Annotated in this window: 13 protein-coding genes; 3 read left to right on the forward strand and 10 right to left on the reverse strand. The window is 61.7% G+C overall.

The window, feature by feature from the left end; translation table 11 throughout:
• Nucleotides 1-144 precede the first annotated feature (144 nt).
• The gene (locus C3F42_RS23805; protein ID WP_104445336.1) at nucleotides 145-558 is read left to right on the forward strand and encodes an NUDIX domain-containing protein; all 414 of its coding nucleotides are present in this window, start codon (nucleotides 145-147) and stop codon (nucleotides 556-558) included.
• Here the strand turns inward: C3F42_RS23805 and metR are convergent.
• Together metR and C3F42_RS23815 are read right to left on the reverse strand one after the other, a co-directional pair.
• A complete protein-coding gene (gene metR, locus C3F42_RS23810; RefSeq protein ID WP_094012402.1) occupies nucleotides 542-1,459 on the reverse strand; it encodes a transcriptional regulator MetR in 918 nt (305 codons plus the stop codon). The genes C3F42_RS23805 and metR overlap by 17 nt on opposite strands.
• Before the next feature lie 116 nt (nucleotides 1,460-1,575).
• Nucleotides 1,576-6,975, reverse strand: a complete 5,400-nt coding sequence (locus tag C3F42_RS23815; protein ID WP_104444989.1) for a DUF6543 domain-containing protein — start codon at nucleotides 6,973-6,975, stop codon at nucleotides 1,576-1,578.
• 197 nt (nucleotides 6,976-7,172) lie between these two features.
• Here C3F42_RS23815 and C3F42_RS23820 point away from each other — a divergent pair, with 197 nt between their 5' ends.
• On the forward strand, nucleotides 7,173-8,162 hold the full coding sequence (locus tag C3F42_RS23820) for an alpha/beta fold hydrolase (protein WP_023629615.1): 990 nt from the start codon (nucleotides 7,173-7,175) through the stop codon (nucleotides 8,160-8,162).
• A 75-nt stretch (nucleotides 8,163-8,237) separates the two neighbouring features.
• Here the strand turns inward: C3F42_RS23820 and C3F42_RS23825 are convergent, their stop codons facing one another.
• The 7 genes from C3F42_RS23825 to C3F42_RS23855 all read right to left on the reverse strand — a co-directional run bounded on the left by C3F42_RS23825 (nucleotide 8,238) and on the right by C3F42_RS23855 (nucleotide 15,113).
• On the reverse strand, nucleotides 8,238-8,573 hold the full coding sequence (locus C3F42_RS23825) for a GlpM family protein (protein WP_023629616.1): 336 nt from the start codon (nucleotides 8,571-8,573) through the stop codon (nucleotides 8,238-8,240).
• A gap of 27 nt (nucleotides 8,574-8,600) precedes the next feature.
• Entirely contained in the window at nucleotides 8,601-9,878 is a 1,278-nt protein-coding gene (locus C3F42_RS23830) for a sigma-54 dependent transcriptional regulator (protein ID WP_232888006.1), read from the reverse strand.
• Between the two features lie 47 nt (nucleotides 9,879-9,925).
• A complete protein-coding gene (locus tag C3F42_RS23835; RefSeq protein WP_094012400.1) occupies nucleotides 9,926-11,830 on the reverse strand; it encodes an ATP-binding protein in 1,905 nt (634 codons plus the stop codon).
• A gap of 68 nt (nucleotides 11,831-11,898) precedes the next feature.
• Nucleotides 11,899-12,633: an amino acid ABC transporter ATP-binding protein gene (locus C3F42_RS23840; protein ID WP_038706667.1), complete on the reverse strand. Its 735-nt coding sequence runs from the start codon at nucleotides 12,631-12,633 to the stop codon at nucleotides 11,899-11,901.
• Complete coding sequence (locus C3F42_RS23845; protein ID WP_023629013.1) at nucleotides 12,630-13,301, reverse strand: amino acid ABC transporter permease; 672 nt, start codon at nucleotides 13,299-13,301, stop codon at nucleotides 12,630-12,632. The genes C3F42_RS23840 and C3F42_RS23845 overlap by 4 nt, the downstream gene beginning before the upstream one ends.
• Nucleotides 13,302-14,048 carry an amino acid ABC transporter permease gene (locus C3F42_RS23850; RefSeq protein ID WP_023629014.1) on the reverse strand — a complete coding sequence of 249 codons (747 nt, stop codon included), beginning with the start codon at nucleotides 14,046-14,048 and terminating at the stop codon, nucleotides 13,302-13,304.
• Between the two features lie 147 nt (nucleotides 14,049-14,195).
• Nucleotides 14,196-15,113, reverse strand: coding sequence for a glutamate/aspartate ABC transporter substrate-binding protein (locus tag C3F42_RS23855; protein ID WP_031314503.1), 918 nt, complete (start codon nucleotides 15,111-15,113; stop codon nucleotides 14,196-14,198).
• Between the two features lie 350 nt (nucleotides 15,114-15,463).
• Here C3F42_RS23855 and C3F42_RS23860 point away from each other — a divergent pair, with 350 nt between their 5' ends.
• The gene (locus tag C3F42_RS23860; RefSeq protein WP_104444990.1) at nucleotides 15,464-19,771 is read left to right on the forward strand and encodes an NEL-type E3 ubiquitin ligase domain-containing protein; all 4,308 of its coding nucleotides are present in this window, start codon (nucleotides 15,464-15,466) and stop codon (nucleotides 19,769-19,771) included.
• A gap of 51 nt (nucleotides 19,772-19,822) precedes the next feature.
• Here C3F42_RS23860 and glpD read toward each other — a convergent pair whose 3' ends face one another.
• Nucleotides 19,823-21,352 carry a glycerol-3-phosphate dehydrogenase gene (gene glpD / locus C3F42_RS23865; protein ID WP_023629016.1) on the reverse strand — a complete coding sequence of 510 codons (1,530 nt, stop codon included), beginning with the start codon at nucleotides 21,350-21,352 and terminating at the stop codon, nucleotides 19,823-19,825.
• Nucleotides 21,353-21,469: the final 117 nt, after the last annotated feature.

Consider the following 21,469-nt stretch of genomic DNA (forward strand, 5'->3'; position numbering starts at 1 on the left):
GGCCGTTCGTCTGCCTGTTCTGGCTCAATCGCGGGGCAAGCCCACTCCCACGACAGCCCTGCCAGGTACTCATGGGAGCGGGCTTGCCCCGCGATTGAGCCTTGTCAGGTATTCTGCGCAACTGGAGTAAACCGAGTGTCCACCATGCCCAATACCATCCGAATCGCCGCCGCCCTGCTCATTGACTCCCAGGGGCGAACCCTGCTGGTACGCAAGCGCGATACCCTGGTCTTCATGCAGCCGGGTGGCAAGATCGACTCGGGCGAGTCTCCGGCGCAGGCGCTGGTGCGTGAGCTGCACGAGGAACTGGGGCTGCGCGTCGATCCCGCCCAGGCCGTCCACCTGGGCCGCTTCAGTGCCCCGGCCGCCAACGAGCCGGGCTTTGAGGTCGAGGCCGAACTGTTCCGTGTCGAGTGCCGCGAGGCGGTGGTCCCGGCGGCGGAAATCGAAGAGGTGATCTGGCTGGCCGTCGACCAAGCGAACACGCTGAACCTGGCGCCGCTGACTCGCGACCTGATCCTGCCGCTGTGGCGCGAAGGCTTCAACGCACCGCGCTGACTCCGTCGAGCGTGGCGAACGAGGTGTCCTTGGCGGTCAGCAGGAAGTCGCGCATGTACGGGGCGTCGAGCATGTCGGTGCGCACTGCCGCGTAAAGGGTGGCGAACAACCCTTTGTCGCCCAGTCGCTTGCCCTTCACATAGCCGCGCGAGCTGTACTCGTGCAGGGCCCAGTGCGGCATGCCGCACACGCCACGGCCGCTGGCCACCAGTTGCATCATCATCACCGTCAGCTCCGAGGTGCGCACCGCGGCCGGCTCGATGTCGGCCGGCTCCAGGAAGCGGGTGAAGATGTCCAGGCGGTCGCGTTCCACCGGGTAGGTGATCAGGGTCTGGTCGAGCAGGTCCTCGGGCACGATATAGGGCTTGCCGGCCAACGGGTGCTGGTTGGCAACGGCGAGCATGGCCTCGTAGGTGAACAACGGCACGTACGTGATGCCGGCCAGGTCCACCGGGTCGGAGGTCACCACCAGGTCGAGATCGCCGCGGGCCAGGGCCGGCAGTGGCGCGAAAGCAAAACCCGATGCCAGGTCCAGTTCCACCTCCGGCCAGGCATCGCGGAACTGGTCGATGGTTGGCATCAGCCACTGGAAGCAGCTGTGGCATTCGATGGCCATGTGCAGGCGCCCAGCGGTGCCGCCGGCAAGGCGGGCGATATCACGCTCGGCGCCACGTAGCAGGGGTAGGGTGGCGTCGGCCAGTTGCAGCAGGCGCAGGCCGGCGCTGGTGAAGCGGATCGGCTTGGTCTTGCGCGTGAACAGTGGCAAGCCGAGGCGTTCTTCCAGTTCCTTGAACTGGTGCGACAGCGCCGACTGCGTAAGGTGCAACCGCTCAGCGGCTTCCACCAGACTGTCGGCTTCACGCAAGGCGTGAAGGGTTTTCAAGTGGCGTATTTCCAGCACGGTGAAACTCCAACGATATTCTGGCGCAGGCTGATCAGGAATGTTGAGTTTCTCTCATGTTGATGGTGTCTGTCGATGCATGGCGCGAGGGGCTTGGCCGAGCCCCTCGCGGCCGATCAGAACAATGTCGCGAAGTGCTTGCGGGCAATGGCTCGCGTCAGTTCACCACGCCAGATCTGCTCGACGTGGCTGTCTTGCCATTCCCGCCCCAGGCGCCTTTGAGGGACGGTCTTCAAGTGCGCCTTGACGTACTCGTCGAAGGTGGGATTGGCCTTGTTGAAATGGAAGTGGGCATACCATAGCGGGCTTGGCGAGGCGCCACGGGTATCGAGTACCACAAATTCCTGCAGGAAGTCCCTGCGGCCATCGCTGGTCCGTCGCAGCTCCACCAGCCCGCCCTCCTTCTCGATGCGCACCAGGCCTGCTTCGTGCAAATAATCAAGGTGTGCGCTATTGGGTTGGCCCGTACCGATGATGAAGTCGACGCGAAGTGTCTTGCCATACCGCCTTGCCTCCAGTGCCATGTCGCGCAACTGCCGTACCAGGTCGTCGTCATGCGCCTGTTCGCCAATTCGCAGGGCGAGGCTTTCCAGATCGGTGGCCTTGAACTGCATGAGATCGTCGAGACTCGCGCCGTCCATGCCTTGATGCGCGTACTGCTGTACCTTGGCTCGATACGCTTGCAGTTCGCCCAATTGCCGTCTGGCCTCGTTACTCAACTCTTTCAGGGATACGCTACCCCCCGGGCTGGGAGCGGTGTCAGGGTTGGTCAGGGTGAATTTTCCCGAGCGGTCCTGATGATAGATTTCGGTCCGCCCGTTGACCCCGGTGATGCGGTAGACGTTGAGGCTATGCTGGTCGGGTTCACCGACCAGCAGGCGGTTGTCGATGGTCTCGAATACGCGCGGCTGGCGGGTGCCCTTTTTGCTAGCCAGCGGGGCGGGCTTGGTTTTATTGAGCAGCAGCCTCCTGAAATGTGCTTCATAGGCCGTCAGTGACGACTCCAGGCGCTGCGCGGCAGCGTGGTCGATGTACGTTGTGTAGCTGCCGAGCCAGTATTTCAACTGATGACGAAAGCGTTCGGAATGCTGTATCGACGCCGTCATGATGGTTATACGTTGCGTGGCCGAGGCTTGTGTTGCGCCGAGTTGATGCAGGGCATACAGGGCACGATCCAATGTTGTTCGCGGTTCCTTCATCAAGAACTGCAGGCGGATGCCGGCGCCGCTCATCGCGTGGCTAGGTTTGACCAGCAGCGCTGTCAGTTGGCTGACAGTCATGTAGTTCAGGACGGGCTCGCTGAAAGCGCTCAATGTGCTGTCGACGATTGTCAACAAGTCCCGATGTTCACCAGCCTGATGCACCTGATCGCGCCAGGTGCGTAGCTGGGCGACTTGCTCGCGGATGTCATCCACCGCCGCCAGCGCATGTTGTCGGGCTTGGTTCATGCGGATCCTCAGCTCGGACAGCTGTTCGAAGGCGACCTGGAGCTGTCTGTCATCGAGGCCTGGTGAAAGCTCGATGGATTTTTGCTGAAGACGTTGTTTGAGACTCTCTATCTCATCCATCACGTGACTGAGTTGAGTATGGGCTTCGTCGCTAAGGCGTTGACGACCATTGCAAATGAGTATGGCCAGATCCTTCGCCTGATCTTGAGCTCGTTTGCGAATTCGTCCGGCGGCAACCTGCTGGAATGCCTGGCAGTCACGGTGAATGCGCTCGGCGTCGGCGAGGGTCTTTTCGAGCGAAGCTTTCAGTGACGCGTCGAGTTTTCCCTGTTGTTCCAAAGCGCGCTTCATGTGTTGATTGAGCTCGTTGGCACGGGGCTGCAGTAGCTGCATGTCGCGGGTAATGCTGTCGCGCAAGCGGTTGTGCTGGCGATAGGCGTGGTCTCGCCACCAGCGTGGCAAGCGTTCGCGTATCGCTGCTGGCCAGAGTGGCTCCAGCGTATCGGCTACGCGGCCAAGGGCTTGTCCGCCGCCGCCGCCTGCCCCCTGGCGGTGCACGCCATAGAGGGCGAAATGAGTGTCCCACTGACCGTTCTGGTCTTGAGCGATTGCGCGTTTCCATCGGTGGCGGGTGTTGCCATCTAGTTGCCAGGTGCGGGCGGTCGCGTCCCAGCTCACTTTGTAGGTTTGCTTGCCAACGAGGATGAAGTGTCCTTCGGTATGCCGATAGATGCCTTTGTATTTGCCATGTGTGGCCGTTTTCAGCCCCGCGAGCGATAGAGGCTGCTCATATTCGAGCCCAGTGAAGCGGTCCAGGCTGCGCTGGGGGGATGAATCCTGATACCGGCGGGTGATCAGTTCGCCCTGCCCATGGATGCGACGTATCCCTGTCGCTCGACGCAGAGACGTGCTGCTGATGCCAGTACCGCCTCCGAGTGCATCCATTGCTACATCAATCAACGAGACGATGAAGTCGTTGAGAGCTTGCAGGATGTCACACGACGAACCCGTGGAAAAAGCCTTCACCACCTCAGTTGCACTGACGAATGTGTCATAGATGCTGATCGGCAGCCCCAGGAATGGTATTGCTCCCAATGCGATCTTGAACCCTATGAGCACGCCGGCGCTCTGTTGGGCCAAATGCTCGAAATACAGGTCCAGATTGGAGCGAGCTGTCGCGCGGTGTTCCATCACCAGGCGCCCTCGGTGGCCATCAAGCAGGTGGGCTGCCAGCGAGGTGGTGGCGGGCCAGGCGGCACCTGCGACAATCATGTGTTCGAAATGACGAACCCGCGCTTCGCGTAGCCTTGAGCGATGGGCGTCTGGGTTACCGCTGAGTGCGCGGCTGACGAGGTAGTCGTCGCGCTCATCGAGTAGCGCCTGTCGCGCCTGCTCGAGCGTGGCGTACTGGCGCAGCCCGTGGGTCGGATGATCGGGAAGATAGAGCACGGTGACCTTGCTGATACGGTCTTCGATAAAGGTGATCCCCGAAAGTGTCGTAGGTCGCTCATCGGTATCCTCGCCACCAACGGCCAGCAAGGCGGGCAACAATTGAATGTCATGACCGTCGGCCTGGAAGGCGGTTCGGCTGTCGGCATCGATTGCCACCGACAGGATCGCGTGGCCGATGTTGTCCAAGTCCCCTCGCTGGTGGTAGAGCAGGTTTTGCAACTTCAACAACAAACGGTGCGGCGCAATCAAGCACTCCCTGCGATAGGCATGGGCATAGTCGGACTCGTCGGGATCGCTGAATGCCGCATGTATTGCCGTTTCGTAGCGCCCGGCGAGGTCCAGGCGGCGTGCCAGACTCTGCAGATAGGCGTGATCGAGGCCTTCTTCCATGGGCTGTCCGAGAGGCTGCCCGTCGGCACGCTTGGGCTTGGCGAAGCTCAGCCGTTCCAGCATGGTGCTGTCGAGGTTGTTCAACAGCAGGCTCTCAAGGGTGATCTCCTCGGTTTCCTGGCTTGCCGTCAATACAGGCCGGGTTGGCGTGCCTGGAGTGCCGCCACCCCCGACGGGATGATTGTGCCAGCTCGTCGATAACGGCAGTTGCAGAACAATCTGGCCACCGCTGAAATCATCGAAATCCGCTATCAGGGTTTGCGACACCAAACGCTGGCAGAACGCATTGCGCTCCGGCAGATCGCGCTCTATCAGGGCCTGGCTGTCGCGCATGGCGTTGAGATAGTCTTTGGCGAGGGCTTTGAAAGCGTTGCGGGCCTCATCATTCATCTTGGCGAAGGCGGTCGGCGAACTGCCCAGTTTGCTCGCTAGCTGTTGCTCTGCGCGCAGGACAGAGAGCGCCGCCTCCCGGGCACCCTTGCAGGACACCTGCAGGTGTTGGCCTAAACTCTGTTTGGCCTGCACCAGTCCAGGTGCCGCGGCATCGACTCCCTTCTCATTCTGCAGTGCCTGCCACGCCCGGCGTGCGTGCGCCAGTTGTGCATCGAGCGCATGGGCAAGGCTGTCGCCGACGATGGGTTCCAAGCGCAGTGACAGCTTGGGGTCAAACTGGCTCAGGTAGCGAGCGAGGGCAGCTTGGTCATCGCATTGCAAAAGTCCCCCTGGCCCTCCGATCCAGTAGATGGCGAAGGGGTGACGGGTATCGGGCGTGTCCCGGGGCGTACGCCTGGTGATGACGATGACCTCGTGCAGTAGCTGTTCGCGAGCACTGCTCGAGGGATCTTCGGGCGCTGAGCGAAGTACGAGTGAAGCCGTCAGGGGGCTGTTGTCATGGGGGCTGGCTAGTGCTTCGACCAACGCGAGCACGTCAGGCGTCAGTTCGCCCAGCAACGCTTTCATTCGAGCATGGGCAAGCAGGGCTTGGCCGTGAGCTGTCGACAGAGCGGGCGGAGCGTTGAACGGGCGGGCGTCCGAGTGCCATTTCGCCGATGCCAGGATGGCTTCGATCTGGGTCTGAGCGGCCTTGCGCGCAGCGAGCAGGAGATCATGTTGTCGTTGGCACGCCTCAAGGTCCTGATGGGAAAGCCTTGTCAACTTTTCCATTTGTCGAGCGATCATTTGCGCGCGTGTTGAGCAGGGCACCTCCAGGCCAAAAGGGGCCAGCTCGAACAGTGAGGGGCCAGGGAGATCGTCTTGATCGGCAGGTTCAAGGGCTAGCGGCATGGCGAAAACCGTTGAGCAGCGCCAATGATCATGCAGTCGATCTGCTTGCGCCAATGCTGCGCTGGCGTCGCCAAGCTCGTCACCAGGATCATGTTCGAGTGTTGCCAGCAGCCGGGCTTCCAGGCTCACGAACAGGCTGTTGAACCCTTCGTCGATCGAGTCCAGTGCGTTGTAGTGAATTTGTCCTGAAGACTCACCCAGTCTGGCCTCCAGCGCTGGACGTGAGGTGTGATAACTCAGGGTTTCGTTGCTGCCGGGGGAGTACAGGCTCAGCCCGGCTTCACCTTCGATACTGAAGATCAGCGCGCCAGGCTCGCAGGTGGGAGTTTCGATAAACAACTGGCGATCGTCGATCCGTAGCCACTCGGGGTGGTCCATGACACTTAGCACTGGACGCAGCACTGTCGCCGAGGGATCACTGGCGAAGGCGATCTCGACGGCGGCTTCGAAGTGCCGTTGGTACTGTATGCGCGCCTGTTCCTTTCGACTCCTCGGTGTTCCTTGAGCGCGTTCCCCCCAATAGTTGATCCAGGATTCACGAACGAGAGCGGAGAGATTCAGGGCGGCCAGACGTTCCAGCAACTCGCTGGGCGACTGCTGTAGCGCGTCAGGTACCCCCGTGATAGAGGCGCGAAGGTCAATCATGGAAGTGGGTTTGTGGTGTTGGGCCCAGGCAGTCAACTCAACGAGACCGATACGTGCGGGCTGCTGCGCCGATCCCAGGACCAGGCCGGCTTGCCCGGGAATGATGCCGAGGGTTTTGTTCAGCCATTCACCAATGACCTGTCGAACACCGGGCGCCTGGCCCAGCAGCGCATTGAAGATTCGTTGCTGGTCTTCGCATGTTTGACGTGCTTGATGGACAACCGGAGAGTCCGGCGGCACGGCATGCATCGGTAGGGACGCGAGGGAAAAGGGGAGGGAGGGGGTCAGCTCGTACATCGAAGGATCCTTCTTGAGAGTTACCGGAGCGGGCAACGTCATTGAAGGAAAGGGACACGTCTGCTGGGTCGTAGTTAATTGTCGTGTCCGGCTATTGGGCAGGATTCATCAAAATGTCACGGTTTTGTGGCAGCGCGCCGGGAGGAGATTCATCACAATCTCGCGCTACTGGGGATCTGCATTCTGGTGTTGCTTTCATGTGGTTACTTTTCTTCTTGCTACTGGTCAGCGTACCGGCGAGCTTCGCCGAAGGCCGCTGTGATGTTCATGCACCTGTGCAACGGGCGGAGCTGGGCGAGCTGAGCCTGGTGTACCAGAGCGTCGGTGCGCCCCGAGACCCCGTTCTGCTGTTGGTGATGGGCCTGGGCGGGCAACTGATCCACTGGCCGGATGACGTGGTCGAAGCCCTGTGCCGTCAAGGCTTTCGAGTGATTCGCTACGACAACCGCGACGTCGGCCTGTCACGCTGGAACCAAATGCCGGCTTCGGCGAACCTGACAATCGAACTGCTGCGCTACAAGCTGGGGCTGCCTGTTTCGGCACCTTACAGCCTGACGGACATGGCCAATGATGGCTTACGTCTCATGGATGCACTCGAGGTCCGCCAGTTTCATGTGCTGGGCGTGAGCATGGGCGGCATGATCGCGCAGCATCTCGCCGCCATGGCGCCGGAGCGGGTGCGTAGCTTGACGCTGGTGATGTCCAGTTCGGGCGCGGTTGGCCTGCCGGCCCCTGCCCCGGCCCTGTTGCAATTGCTGGCGCGACGCAGTGCACCGAATCGTGAGGTGGCTATCGCGCAGCAAGCCGAGTTGCTCGCGGCGTTAGGTAGTCCCCAGGTGCACGATGACCGCGCTGCCCTCATCGAGCAGGCTGCCGTGGCCTATGACCGGGCATTCAATCCGCAGGGGGCCAAACGCCAGATCATGGCGATTCTCGCCGAACCCAGCAGGGTGGAGTTGCTCAACCAACTGCGGCTACCAACATTGGTGGTGCACGGAACGGCCGATCCGCTGTTGCCAGTGATGCATGGGGTACACCTGGCGGCACACATCCAGGGCAGCCAGTTGCGGCTGATTCCGGGGCTGGCGCATCGGTTCCAGGAGCCGTTCAAGGCGCCCCTGCTGGGGGTTGTGCTCCCCTACCTACAGGCGCATCGGCAGGATGTCACGCATATCGCCGGGCTTTAGCGCGGTGGTGCACGATAACGACTGGAGCAAGCCCACTTCCACCACGGCTGGGCGCAGGTTTAGCCCGCAGTTCGTTCAATGCACTCTCACCCATAGGCTCACCAGCAGGGTCGCAGCGACCAGCCAGGCTACCGTGGCCAGGGCCAGCGAGGCCTCCAGGCGCATGCGCTCAACCAGTACGTACAGCGTGGCCAGGTACACGAAGTAGGGGATGATCGACCACATTCCGAACAGGATGGTGGTTTTCAGATCCTCCAGCGACCGTCCCTTGCCAACAATGTAGTGGGCTATCAGGGCAAAGGTAGGAAACAGCGGCACCAGGCCGGCAATGTAGTAGTTGCGGGTTTTCGACAGGATGGCCAGGAGGAGCACCACGCCCGCGCCCAGGGCCGCTTTGAATGCCAAGTCCACGTTAAACTTCCAAGGTAAGGTAGCCGATCAGCCGAGGCCGTACTTCTTCACTTTGTCGAACAGCGTGGTCTTGGCCATCCCCAGTTCCTGGCTGGCTTGGCTGAGATTGCCACCGCTGCGCTGCAGGGCATCGCTGAGCAGGTTGCGTTCGAATGCCTCTACCGCTTCGGCGAAACCTAGCCCTTGGCTGGCCCCGCCGCTGCTCCCCTTCTTGAACGCGGGCAGGCCCAGGGCATGGCGTTCGGCGACGTTGCGCAGCTCGCGCACGTTGCCTTGCCAGTCGTGGGCCAGCAACTGCGACAGGGTCTGGCTGTCGAGGGTGGGGGGCTCGCGGTCAAAGCGCAAGGCTGACTGTTGTAGGAAGTGTTCGAACAGTTGCAGGATGTCTTCGCGTCGCTCGCGCAGTGGTGGCAGCTCGAGGGTGACGACGTTGAGGCGGTAGTACAGGTCGCTGCGGAACTGGCCACTCTGGCCCAGTACGGCGAGGTCGGATTTGGTCGCGGCGATCACCCGGCAGTCCACCGGGATGCTCTGGTTCGAGCCCAGGCGTTCCAGAGTGCGCTCTTGCAGTACCCGCAGCAGCTTGATTTGCAGGTTGATCGGCATGCTCTCGACTTCGTCGAGGAACAGCGTGCCGCCGTTGGCGTGCTCGATCTTGCCGATGCGGCGCTTGCCGGCACCGGTGAAGGCATTGGCTTCGTGGCCGAAGATCTCGCTTTCGAACAGGTTCTCCGGGAGACCGCCGCAGTTCAGCGCCACGAATGGCTGGCCCTGGCGTCGGCTGAAGTCGTGCAGGCAGCGGGCAACCAGCTCCTTGCCGGTACCTGTCTCGCCTTCGATCAGGACGTTGGCCGAAGTGTCGGCGACGTTGGCGATCAGCTCGCGCAGTTGTTCCATGGCCGGTGAGCGGCCGATGATGCGACCTTCCAGGCTGCTCTGCTCGGCCAGTTGGCGACGCAGGGCGAACACCTCGCGCGACAGGCCGCGTTGTTCCAGGGCGCGGCGCACCACATCGACCAGTCGCTCTGGCGAGAATGGTTTTTCCATGAAGTCGTAGGCGCCGTTGCGCATGGCACCGACCGCCATGTCGATGTCGCCGTGTCCGGTGATCAGTACCACCGGCAAGCTGCGGTCGCGTGCCTTGAGACGGTTGAGCAGCTCCAGGCCATCGATGCCCGGCAGGCGGATATCGCTGACGACGATGCCGGCGAAGTCGTCGCCGATGCGCTCGAGGGCCTGCTCGGCGCTGCCGACGCCTTCGCAGGCGATGTCTTCCAGGGCCAGCGCCTGCTGGCAGCCGAGCAGCACGTGCGGGTCGTCTTCGACGATCAGGACGGTGAGAGGTGCTTGTTTCATAGAGGCTCAGCCAATTCGCTAGGGGGCGTGGCCAGGGGCAGGGCAAGGACGAATGCGGTGCCGCCACCGGCGGGATGTTCGACGCTCAGTGTACCCTTGGCGGCAGTGGCCAGGCTCGCCGACAAGGTCAGGCCCAGGCCCAGGCCATGCTCGCCCGGTTTGGTGGTGAAGAAGGGTTCGAACAGGTGCTTGCGCGCCTCGGCGTCTATGCCATGGCCATTGTCTAGCACCCGCAGGCGGTATTTGTCGCCCTGCCTCTCGCCTTCCAGCCACAGTTGTGGCAAGGGCTGTGTGGCCATGGCATCGAGGGCGTTGCCAATCAGGTTGACCAGGATCTGTTCCAGGCGAGTTTGGTCGATGGCCAGCAACGCATCGTCGAACTGGCGGTGCAAATGCAGGTGGCAGGCGCTGATACGGTTGGCCAGCACTTGCAACGTGGCTTCCACGGCTTTTTCCAAAGACGCCTGGCCGCTGTCGTCGCCACGTCGGGCGAACGAGCGCAGGCTGGCGGTGATGCGGCCCATGCGATCGATCAGGTCGTTCATGGTGCGCAGGTTGGCGCTGGCGGTTTCCAGCGCGCCGCGCTCGAGGAAGCGCACGGTATTGCCCGACAGGGTGCGCAACGCCGCCAGCGGTTGATTGAGTTCGTGGGCGATGCTGGTGGACATCTGCCCGATGGCCGCCAGCTTGCCGGCCTGGACCAGTTCGTCCTGGGCGTGGCGCAAGGTCTGTTCGGCGTGGCGGCGTTCGCGGATTTGCCCTTTGAGGCGTTCGTTGCTAGCGCGCAGGTCGGCGGTGCGCTCGGTGATCTTGCGTTCCAGCTGGCTGTTCGCCTCTTCCAGGGCCTCGCGGGCCGCCAGGCGGGTGGCGATCACCTTGCGTCGCTCGTTCCAGGCGATGGCCAGGATCGCCAGCAGGGCAAAGGCCACCCCGACCAGGATGCCCTGCACCATCGACTCGCGGCGCAGGTCCTGCAAGGGGGTAAGCAGGGTGAAGTGCCAGGGCGTGTCGGCCAGGCGTCGGGTCTGTGCCAGGTAGGAGACATTGTGCTGCTTGCCGTGCTCGGTCTCGCTGTTGGCCGGAAAGGTCAGTTTTTCCACGCCGTCGGACAGGGTTTCCCGGGCCAGCGGTTGCAGCTCGTTGAGCGGCCACCAGTAGTACTGCAGGCTGCGCGCCAGGCGTTCCTTGATCTGCGGGTTCAGCGGCCGCACCGACTTCAGACGTCGGGACGGGTCGCTGGAAAGGATGATGATGCCGTTCTCGTCGCTGACGAAGGCTTCCAGGCGGGCGCGCTGCCAGCGCTCCTCCAGGGTATCGAGGCGCACCTTGATCACGGCCACGCCGATGATCTTGCCGTGCTCCTCCAGGCCGTGGGCCAGATAGTAGCCAGCCTCGCCGGTGGTGCTGCCGATACCGTAGAAACGCCCGGGTTCGCCGCGCACGGCGACCTGGAAATAGGCGCGGAATGCCAGGTCCTCGCCGAGGAAGGAGTCGGCGTCGCGCCAGTTGCTGGTGGCCTGGACCCGGCCATTGGTATCGAGGACGAAGATCGCCCGGCTGCGGCTGCGCCGGTTCAGGCCCTCGAGGTATTCGTTGACGACCTGGCGGTCGCCGGCGTCAGGGTCGGTGAGCAGGCGCGAGACGCTGTCTTCCAGCTCGAGCAGGCTGGGCAGGTAGGTGTACTTGCTGATTTCGCTTTCGACGGTGCGCGCATGCAGCTCCAACTGGCGCTCGCCGTTTTCGCTGAGCGTGCGGATGCCGTTGCTTTCGCTGATCAGGAAGCCAGCCATCCCTAGACCGACCATCAATAGGATGACCAGCGGGGGGACGAGCAATTGGCGAATCAGGCGGGATTTCACGGTGGGCTGGGCAGGGCGAAGGAGCGAAGGGTCGCATTTCATCACAGTGGCCTTGTCACGACCAGCTTCCGCTGCCCGGCAAGTGGCCGGGCAGCGTCACTGTGGCCGACTTAGTGTTGCAGGATCTTGCTGAGGAAGTGCTGGGTACGCTCGTGGCGGCCTTCGGGGTTGCCGAAGAAGTCTTCCTTCTGGCAGTCCTCGATGATGTTGCCCTTGTCCATGAAGATCACCCGGTTGGCGACCTTGCGGGCGAAGCCCATCTCGTGGGTCACGCACATCATGGTCATGCCTTCGTGGGCCAGTTCGACCATCACGTCCAGTACTTCGTTGACCATCTCCGGGTCCAGCGCCGAGGTCGGTTCGTCGAACAGCATGACGATCGGGTCCATCGACAGGGCGCGGGCGATCGCCACGCGCTGCTGCTGGCCGCCCGACAGCTGGCCGGGGTGCTTCTTGGCGTGGGCGCCAAGGCCGACGCGGTCGAGCAGGGCCAGGCCCTTCTTGGTGGCTTCGGCCTCGCTACGGCCGAGCACCTTGCGCTGGGCGATGGTCAGGTTCTCGGTGATCGACAGGTGCGGGAACAGCTCGAAGTGCTGGAACACCATGCCCACCCGCGAACGCAATTTCGGCAAGTTGGTCTTCGGGTCGGCGATGGAGGTGCCATCGACCACGATGTCGCCTTTCTGGAACGGCTCCAGGGCGTTGACGCACTTGATCAGCGTCGACTTGCCCGAGCCGGAGGGGCCGCAGACCACCACCACTTCACCTTTCTTGACCTCGGTGCTGCAGTCGGTCAGTACCTGGAAGTCCCCGTACCACTTGTTGACGTTCTTGATGGAAATCATACGGCGATCCTTTTTTGCAGGCGCTTGACCAGCCACGAAGCGGAGAAGCTGATGAGGAAGTAGACGACACCGGCGAAGATCAGGAACTCGTGGGAGCGCCCGATGATGTCGCCGTTGGCGCGGGCCGAGTTGAGGAAGTCGATCAGGCCGACGGTGTAGACGAGCGAGGTGTCCTGGAACAGGATGATGCTCTGTTGCAGCAGCAGCGGAGTCATCTTGCGAAACGCCTGGGGCAGGATGATCAGGCGCATGCACTGGCCGTAGCTCATGCCCAGCGCTTGCGCGGCGCCCATCTGGCCCTTGGAGATCGACTGCACGCCGGCACGCACGATTTCGCAGAAGTACGCCGCCTCGAACATCATGAACGCCACTACGCAGGAGGTGAACGCGCCCACGGGGGTGTCTTCACCGGTAATCCAGCGCAGCACGAAGGGCACCGCCAGGTAGAACCAGGTGATCACCAGCAGCAGCGGGATGGAGCGGAAGTAGTTGACGTAGGCGCCGGCGACGTTGGCCAGCAGCTTGCTCGACGACAGCCGCATCAGGGCCAGGACGGTGCCCAGGGCGATACCGCCAACCACACCCATGACCATCAGTTGCAGGGTCAGCAGCATGCCGTCCCACAGGGCGGGCAGCGCGGGGATGATTTCGCTGAAATCCATTTCCATTTACTTGCCCCCCACGGAAATCAGGCCAGGCACGGCGACTTTCTTCTCGACCATGCGCATGAGCAGCATCAGGCCCATGTTCAGGGTGAAGTAGATCAGCGTGGCGAGGGTGAACGCCTCGAACAGGTTGGCGGAAAACTCGGCGGTCTGTTTGGTCTGCGCCAGCAGCTCCATCAGGCCGATCAGCGAGGCCACCGAGGAGTTCTTGAACACGTTCAGGAATTCCGAAGTGAGCGGCGGAATGATGATCCGGTAGGCCTGGGGCAGCAGCACGTTCATGTAGATCTGCGGCAGGCTGAAGCCCATCGCGCGCCCGGCCGACTCCTGGCCGCGGGGCAGCGCCTGGATCCCGGTGCGCACCTGCTCGCAGACACGGGCGGCGGTGAACAGGCCCAGGCAGATGACTACGCTGATCAGCGCCGAGGTGGTCGGGTTGAGGTCCTGCTTGAACCACTCCTGCAGGCCTTCGGGCAGCAGGTCCGGCACCAGGAAGTACCAGATGAACAGCTGCACCAGCAGCGGCACATTGCGGAACAGCTCGACGTAGGCGGTGGCGATCCCTGACACCAGACGATTGGGTACGGTACGCATCACGCCGAGCAGCGAGCCCAGCAGCAAGGCGATGATCCAGGCGGAGATGGCGATGGCGATGGTCCAGCCCAGGCCGGTGACGTACCAGTCCAGATAGGTTTCGCTGCCCACGCCGGTGGACTTGAAGAACACGCCCCAGTCCCAGTTGTAATTCATCGGGATTTCCCCTCAGACGGTTGTTTCACGGGCACCTCGATACATCCGGGGGCGTTCGACGCCCTCGGATGTAAAGGTTAGACACTAACTAGGTGGCCTGTTGGATGGATTCGCGCGGATGCGCTTCAGGCCACTATTTGCCGGAGGTCAGGACTTCTTCTCGTCCGCGGCCTTGTCGGTCGGCTCGGCGATCAGCTTCTTCAGTTCGTCGCTCATCGGGAACTGCAGGTTCAGGCCCTTTGGCGGAATTGGCTGCTGGAACCACTTGTCGTAGCTCTTGTTGACTTCACCCGACTTGAAGTAGGCGACGATGGCTTCGTCGACTGCCTTCTTGAAGGCTGGGTCGTCCTTGCGCACCATGCAGCCGTAGATTTCGTACGACTGTGGGGTACCGGTGATGGTCCAGTCGGACGGTTTCTTGGCCTTGGCCATTTCACCGGCCAGCAGCGCGTCGTCCATCATGAAGGCCACGGCGCGGCCGCTTTCGAGCATGTTGAAGGCTTCGCCGTGGTCCTTGGCGGAGATCACGTTCATCTTCATCTGCTTGTCGGCGTTCATCGCCTTGAGGATGCGCTCGGAGGTGGTACCGGCGGTGGTTACCACGTTCTTGCCGGCCAGGTCCGGGAAGTCTTTATAGGATGGCTGGCCATCCTTGACCTTGGTCAGCAGGCGGGTGCCGACTTCAAAGATGCCCACCGAGAAGCCGACCTGTTGCTGGCGCTCGACGTTGTTGGTGGTGGAGCCGCACTCAAGGTCCACGGTGCCGTTCTGCACCAGCGGGATGCGGGTTTGCGAAGTGACCAGGTTGTACTTGACCTTGATGTCGGTGCCCAGTTGCTTCTTCAGGGCTTCGACGACGGCCAGCTGGATGTCGTGGGAGTAACCCACGGGCGCAGTGCTGCCTGCCAGGTAGGAAAACGGAATGGAAGAGTCGCGGTGGCCCAGGGTGATGGTGCCCGAATCCTTGATCTTCTTCAGGGTACCGGTGAGCTCTTCAGCCATGACCGGCGATGCGATGACAGCGGCCGCGATGGCGGCGCCCAGCAATTGACGAACGATGCGCATCAAATTTTCCTCGACGTGTTTGTTTTTTTTATGGAGCCGTTGGCGGACTCTTCGTTCAACGAATACAGCATGAAGCGGGTGCATTCGGCTTCCAAGTGTAGAGCATGAGTCGTGCCAAGCCCTGATAATCATCATAACGCTGTGAAAATGCTGAGTATTAATCTTTTTTGACGCGGTGAAACTTAGCTCGTAGCAGACGGGTTCCCGAACGGATCTCTCTTTGGCGTTCGGTGTTCCGAACGAATTGTTATCGGTTTGCGAGGTGGCCAATGGAAAGTGGCAACTATGTACAGGGTCTTTCTCAAGCGCGAGTGGTGTACTGAGATTCTCATCTCGTCAAGGACCCTGACATGACAGTCGCGCCGTTTTTCCCGCATTCGATCGATGGACTGATTGCACGGCAACTACCTGTGTGGATGACTCGGCACGGCGTGGATCACTTGCTGTCGTTGCGCCTCGCGCTACGTCGACAGGAGGCGGCGTCGAGCGCGCTTAAGCAGGTATTGGACGGTATTCCTTCGCTGGAAAAGTTTGCTGAGCAACTGCTGGAGCCTGCGCTTCGCGCGCGTGGCGTTGCCAGCCCCGATGTCCGACGCAGCACAGTACGCATCGTCGAGCAATTCAGTTTACCGACGGTAGCCCCTAGCCTTTATCGACCAAGCTACGAGCGTTCTTCCATCCGCACGCTGTTGGTTGCCGCCCTGCACAATTTCCATGTCACCGAAACCCGGCCTGGGCTTAGGCGCAAGGGGCAATTGCATGCAAAGTCCGGCCGTGTGCTGCCGCTGGGATTCGAAGCTTTCGCAGGGCTGTGTCGACAAGTGGACATAGGGGGGCGCTACCAGGCGCTTCTCAATCAGCACCTGGTGCCATCCGATCAGCCAGGCGACCTTCCTGGAGAGGCTGCGCAGCGGCTGCATCGACGTTTCGAGGAGAGCCTGCGCAGTCACTTTGAGGTAGCTGTGCGCATTGCCACACTCAAGGGGAACCTGGATGAGCAAAGTTATCTTCACTTGTTGCCAGTAACTGCGCCCAAGCCGATCGTGCCTACCTTGCCAGGCGTCATCATGCCGCGCCAACTCTACCTGCTCGGTAAATGCGTGAGGGGGGTGGTGACACTGGAGGTGCGGCAGGAGCTTGATGCGCCTTTACTAGGTGTGATCGCCTGGATTCCTGGCGATCCGCTATCACCCGTTGCGCGTCATGACTCTTGGCAGGCGCTGTACGACGCGCTGGCCGAACGGCTGCGCGACAAGACCTTTCGCGGCTTCTTTTCACGTTTCATAAGCGAGCGTGACCGGGGGGCATTCTTCACCGTGCTCGAGGAGCGTCTGCAGGCCACGGCAGCGCACGGGGTATCACTGGATGGGCGCTGTCTGGTCATTGATGCCCCTTTGTTCGAACACCTGCGGGCGCTGTGGATCAGCAAAATGCTCGACGACGCCAGGGTGCTTGCCGTCCCGACAGGCGACGAGGATCAAGAGGAGCGAGATCGTCGTCTGGCCGCCTACGCATCGTTTGGGCTGGACCTGATGAACCTCGCAGGCCTTTTCATTCCCTTGGTGGGCGAAGTGATGTTGGGGGTTGCAGCGGTGCAGATCGCCAGTGAAGTCTACGAGGGTTACCAGGATTGGCGAATTGGCGATCGCCAAGGGGCACTGGACCATCTTTTTGGCGTGGCTGAGAACGTTATCCTAGGGGCAGTGATGGCCAAAGGGGCAGCAGGGGCCGTCAAGGTACTTGACCGCTCGATGTTCGTCGACGGCCTGGCGCCGGTATGCACCTCGACAGGTGACCTGAAGTTGATGGCTGACGATCTGGCGGCCTATCACGATCCGCGCAATGTCGCTGCTGGCGACCAGGAAAGGGTATGGCAACACGATGGCTTTTCTCTGCGCATAGTCGATGATCCGCTTACCGGTACCTGGCGCGTGCGACACCCACGCGATGCTGAAGCTTATCGTCCGCTGATCGAGAGCAACGAGGATGGCGGTTGGGTTCATGAGCTGGAACAGCCGCATTATTGGCAGGGTGCGGGGAACCTGGTACGGCGCTTCAACGAACGGTGGCGTGAGTTACCTGATACGACAGCTGACTATCTGCTTCAGGTCACCGGCATTGATGAGGCAAGTATCAGGTTGCTTCACCTGCGGGGCGCGCCAGCACCGGCCAGGCTTGTGGATGCGTTGGAACTGCATCAGGTGCACGAGCAGTTTTCGACTCTTTCTGGACCTGCGCTGGCGCAGCGACTCAGCGAGCGCCAGATGTCGCCAAGCCCTGAAGAGTCCGTGCTGTTAAGGCAATTCCCCACTTTGACCGCGCGTACGGCACGTGAACTGTTCAAGGCCGCCACGGGTGCCGAGATCGAGCATCTCGCGACCGGTCGCGTGCCTTTGGCACTGGCTGAGCGTGCGCGTTGGCTCGCACGACAGCACCGTATAGACCGCGGCTGTGCCGGTTTGCGCTTGCCCAGGTTGGCTAACGCCGATACCGAGCGGCTGGCATTGGGGCTGCTCGATGGGCTGGCGCCGTGGGGGAGCGGAGTACGGATAGAGCTGCGACAGGGCTCTGTGAGTGGACCGCTACTGGCTGCCCATGGGGCTTTGGACAGCGACGCTATCCGGGTGATCACCAGGCATGGCGACGGCTACAGATGGTCCTCGGGGCCGGTTGAGTCGGCAGATCTGATGCAGGCGCTGCTTGGCTCTCTGGAACAAGAGCAAGCGGTATTGCCCGACGGCAGCCGTATAAGCGCGACGGCCTTGGGCGAAAGGCTGGCGGCTAATGCCGCGGCCGATAGGGAACAGGCGGCTCTATTGATGGGCATGGTATCGCAGGATGCTTTCCGCCCGCCGGTAGGCTTTGCAGACGGGCGTGTGGGGTACGCCTTGAGCGGGCGGGCGGGGGGAAGCCGACAAGCCATTCGACGCGGTATTCATCAAATCTTCCCGACGCTCAGCGACGACGAAATGCACGCCTACCTGATGAATCTGATGAGCCAGCGTATAGGTTTCTGGGAGCATTACGCCCAGCTGCAGGAGCAATTGGCCGGTCTGAAAAGCCATTTGCAGTCGTGGCGCCGCGAGGCCGTCAACGCGCTGGATGCGCGCAGGCGGCGAAATGTGGCGAATGCGCTGCGGCGTAGTTGGCGGCGCAAACTCACCAACCTGGCTGACGAGTACGTACTGGAAATCGAAGGTGAGCGCGTAGGTAGCCTGCCCGCATTGCCCGATGGAGTGGATTACCACCACGTCCGGCGCTTGACGCTCCGCGACATGGCGCTTGCCGAGCTGGATGAGGGCTTTTTGCGTCGCTTCCCCAACCTGGTCGAGTTGAACTTGTCTGGCAACCATTTGACTGAAATTCCTGCAGGCATCGAGACATTGGAGCATCTGCGGCATTTGCATCTGCAAGGCAACCGGATCGAGCTCGATCACGTAGGCCAGCGTCGGCTTGCCGCACTTAATTCATTACAGGTGCTGGACCTCAGCCACAACCCGCTGCGCCGGGCCCCGGTGTTGACTCATCTACGCAGCCTGCGCACCGTGAGTCTGCGAGCTGTGGGGCTGGAGGCGCTGCCTGATCGCGTTTCCTGGCGGGCCACTGTCGACCTTCGCGACAACCGCATCCGTCAACTGCGCCAGGACCTCTTGGAGTTGCGCCAACAGGTCGAGCGGCTCGCCCTGCACGACAATCCCCTGGATGAAAGAAGTGAGGGGCTGCTGGACGAAGCTAGCGGCGGTGCGGTGGGCGCGGCAAGAGGTGCTGCAGGATATCGTCATCAGCCAGTTGATGAGCAACTGTGTGAAACCTGGCTGGGTTCTGCCAGTGGGCGTGAGCGTGAACGTTGGCGGGCAGTGTGGCAGGCGCTGAGCGAGGAACCTGGATCAGCGGGCTTGTTTCGATTCCTGGCCGACTTTTCCGATTCGGTGGACTTCGGGGAGCATGCAGGCCATTACCGAACCCGAGTGTGGCGTATCCTGGACTACTGCGAACAGCATGAGGCGGTACGCCAGCGGTTGTTCCTGGAGGCTTCCGGCCAGCGCACCTGCGAAGACGGCCTGTTGTTGATTCTCAGCCAGTTGGAGCTTGGCGTACTGGTCGAGCGAGCAGTCAGTGGTGTACCTGCTGTTGATGTCGAGGATCGGCTGATGCGCCTTGGGCGATCGTTGTTCCGCCTGGATGAGGTGGACCGCATCGCGGCCCGCCACGTTGAGCGAATGCGTGAGGCCAGCCTGCCGGTAGATGAGATTGAGGTAAGGTTTTTCTATCGTTACAAACTGCTACACCCACTCGGCTTGCCGCTGGAGTCGGACTCAATGCATTACCAAGGTCACGCCCGGGTGACTACCAGTGACGTGCTCCGTGCGCAAGACCAGGTATTGGGCGCTGAAACGGCAGATGCGTTGATCGAGTCGACTGCACAGCGCCCGTTCTGGGCGGCCCATGTGCGCGAGCGCTACGCTTCTCGATTCGCTGCGTTGGCTGAACCCCTGCGGTTGCGCATGGAAGCGCTGGAGGCGGATGTCGAGCAAAGCCGGATTGATGATTGGACCTTCACGCTACGCAGCAACGCACTGATGTACGAGTTCGAGCTCGCCGAGCGCCGCTTGCTCAGGACGCTGGCCCGTGAGGTCTACCAGCGTCTGTATTGCTGAATACCTGCGCAATCGCTCCTGGGCGCCCATCGCGGGGCGCATGGGATGCTTTCAAGCGGCGCAAGCCTGTTCGGAGCGAGCCCGCAGATAGGTGGCGAGAGCCTGTTGCTCCGAGAAGCTTGTGAACAAGCCCAGCTTGGTGCGGCGCCAAAGAATATCTTCGGCGTCCAGCGCCCATTCCTGCAGGCAAAGATAATCCACTTCTCGGCTGAACAGTCCGCCCCCGATGGATTGGCCCAGGTCCTCTGGTCCGTTCATACCGTCAAGGAGGTGCCAGGCTCGGCTGCCGTAGGTAATTGCCCAGCGTTTGGCGATATCTGGTGCCAACCAGCCGTGACGGGCTTGTATGTCTGCGGCGAGTGCCTGAGCAGTGCTCATGTCTTCACCGCCTGGCAATGGCGCATCGGCAGTCCAGCTACCGCGCATCTGGGTGAAGAACGGCTTGAGTTCGGCCATGGCCGATTCGGCCAGCTTGCGGTAGGTGGTCAGCTTGCCCCCGAACACCGACAGCAGCGGCGCCTGCCCTTCACTTGCGGACAACGCCAGTGTGTAGTCACGGGTCACCGCCGACGGGTTGTCCGACTCGTCGTTGCACAGCGGACGCACCCCGGAGTAAGTGTGCAGGATGTCGCTGCGGTTCAGTTGGTGGTTGAAGTGTGCGTTCACCACATTCAGCAGGTAATCGGTTTCCTGCTCGGTGATCGCCACCTTGGCCGGGTCGCCGCTGTATTCGCGGTCGGTGGTGCCGATCAGGGTGAAACGGTCCAGGTACGGGATGCAGAAAACGATGCGCTGGTCTTCGTTCTGCAGGATATAGGCATGTTCGCCTTCGTACAGACGCGGCACGATAAGGTGGCTGCCCTGGATCAGGCGGATACCGTAGGGCGCGTCGAGCTTCAAGTCGTCCTTGATAAAGCTGGCCACCCAGGGGCCGGCAGCATTGACCAAGGCGCGGGCACGAATGGTCTGCAGGCTGCCATCGGCGTTCTGCAATTCCACCTGCCACACGCCATCGATGCGTTCGGCGCGCAGGCAGCGGGTGCGCGTGCGGATCTGCGCGCCCTGTTCACGCGCGGCCATCGCGTTGAGCACTACCAGGCGGGCGTCATCCACCGCGCAGTCGGCATATTCGAAACCGCGGGTGATGGCCGGCTTGAGCGGGTAACCCGGGCCGAAGCGCAGGCTGCGCGAAGCACCCAGGCGCTTGCGCTTGCCGAGGTGATCGTAGAGGAACAAACCAGCGCGGATCATCCAGGCGGGGCGCAGGTGCGGGCGGTGCGGCAGCACGAAGCGCATGGGCTTGACGATGTGCGGCGCCTTGGCCAGCAGCACTTCACGTTCGGCCAGGGCTTCGCGTACAAGGCGGAACTCATAGTGCTCCAGGTAGCGCAAGCCACCGTGGATCAGCTTGCTGCTGGCCGAGGAGGTGTGTTGTGCCAGGTCATCCTTTTCACAAAGGAACACCTTGAGGCCACGCCCGGCGGCATCGGCAGCAATGCCCACGCCATTGATGCCACCGCCGATAACGGCGAGGTCGTAGCAGTCTTGGAGGGGGGGCTGGGACGAAACGGGCTGGGACACGGGCAAGGCCTCCTGGGGCTGTTCACAGCGAATGTGAACATCAATGTTCGTTTGCGAAAATAGTAGCCTAATGAACAGGCGGCGGCCAGTCAGTCTTCATAGAAAAAACTGATCGGA

The sequence above is a fragment of the Pseudomonas sp. PONIH3 genome (genome assembly GCF_002934345.1).
GTDB lineage: Bacteria > Pseudomonadota > Gammaproteobacteria > Pseudomonadales > Pseudomonadaceae > Aquipseudomonas > Aquipseudomonas soli.

What these genes read in the sequence shown, in the direction of transcription:
- C3F42_RS23805 (WP_104445336.1), top strand. Translation starts at nt 145, where the DNA reads ATGCCCAATACCATCCGAATCGCCGCCGCCCTGCTCATTGACTCCCAG.
- C3F42_RS23815 (WP_104444989.1), bottom strand. Translation starts at nt 6,975, where the DNA reads ATGTACGAGCTGACCCCCTCCCTCCCCTTTTCCCTCGCGTCCCTACCG.
- C3F42_RS23820 (WP_023629615.1), top strand. Translation starts at nt 7,173, where the DNA reads ATGTGGTTACTTTTCTTCTTGCTACTGGTCAGCGTACCGGCGAGCTTC.
- C3F42_RS23835 (WP_094012400.1), bottom strand. Translation starts at nt 11,830, where the DNA reads ATGAAATGCGACCCTTCGCTCCTTCGCCCTGCCCAGCCCACCGTGAAA.
- C3F42_RS23840 (WP_038706667.1), bottom strand. Translation starts at nt 12,633, where the DNA reads ATGATTTCCATCAAGAACGTCAACAAGTGGTACGGGGACTTCCAGGTA.
- C3F42_RS23845 (WP_023629013.1), bottom strand. Translation starts at nt 13,301, where the DNA reads ATGGAAATGGATTTCAGCGAAATCATCCCCGCGCTGCCCGCCCTGTGG.
- C3F42_RS23850 (WP_023629014.1), bottom strand. Translation starts at nt 14,048, where the DNA reads ATGAATTACAACTGGGACTGGGGCGTGTTCTTCAAGTCCACCGGCGTG.
- C3F42_RS23855 (WP_031314503.1), bottom strand. Translation starts at nt 15,113, where the DNA reads ATGCGCATCGTTCGTCAATTGCTGGGCGCCGCCATCGCGGCCGCTGTC.
- C3F42_RS23860 (WP_104444990.1), top strand. Translation starts at nt 15,464, where the DNA reads ATGACAGTCGCGCCGTTTTTCCCGCATTCGATCGATGGACTGATTGCA.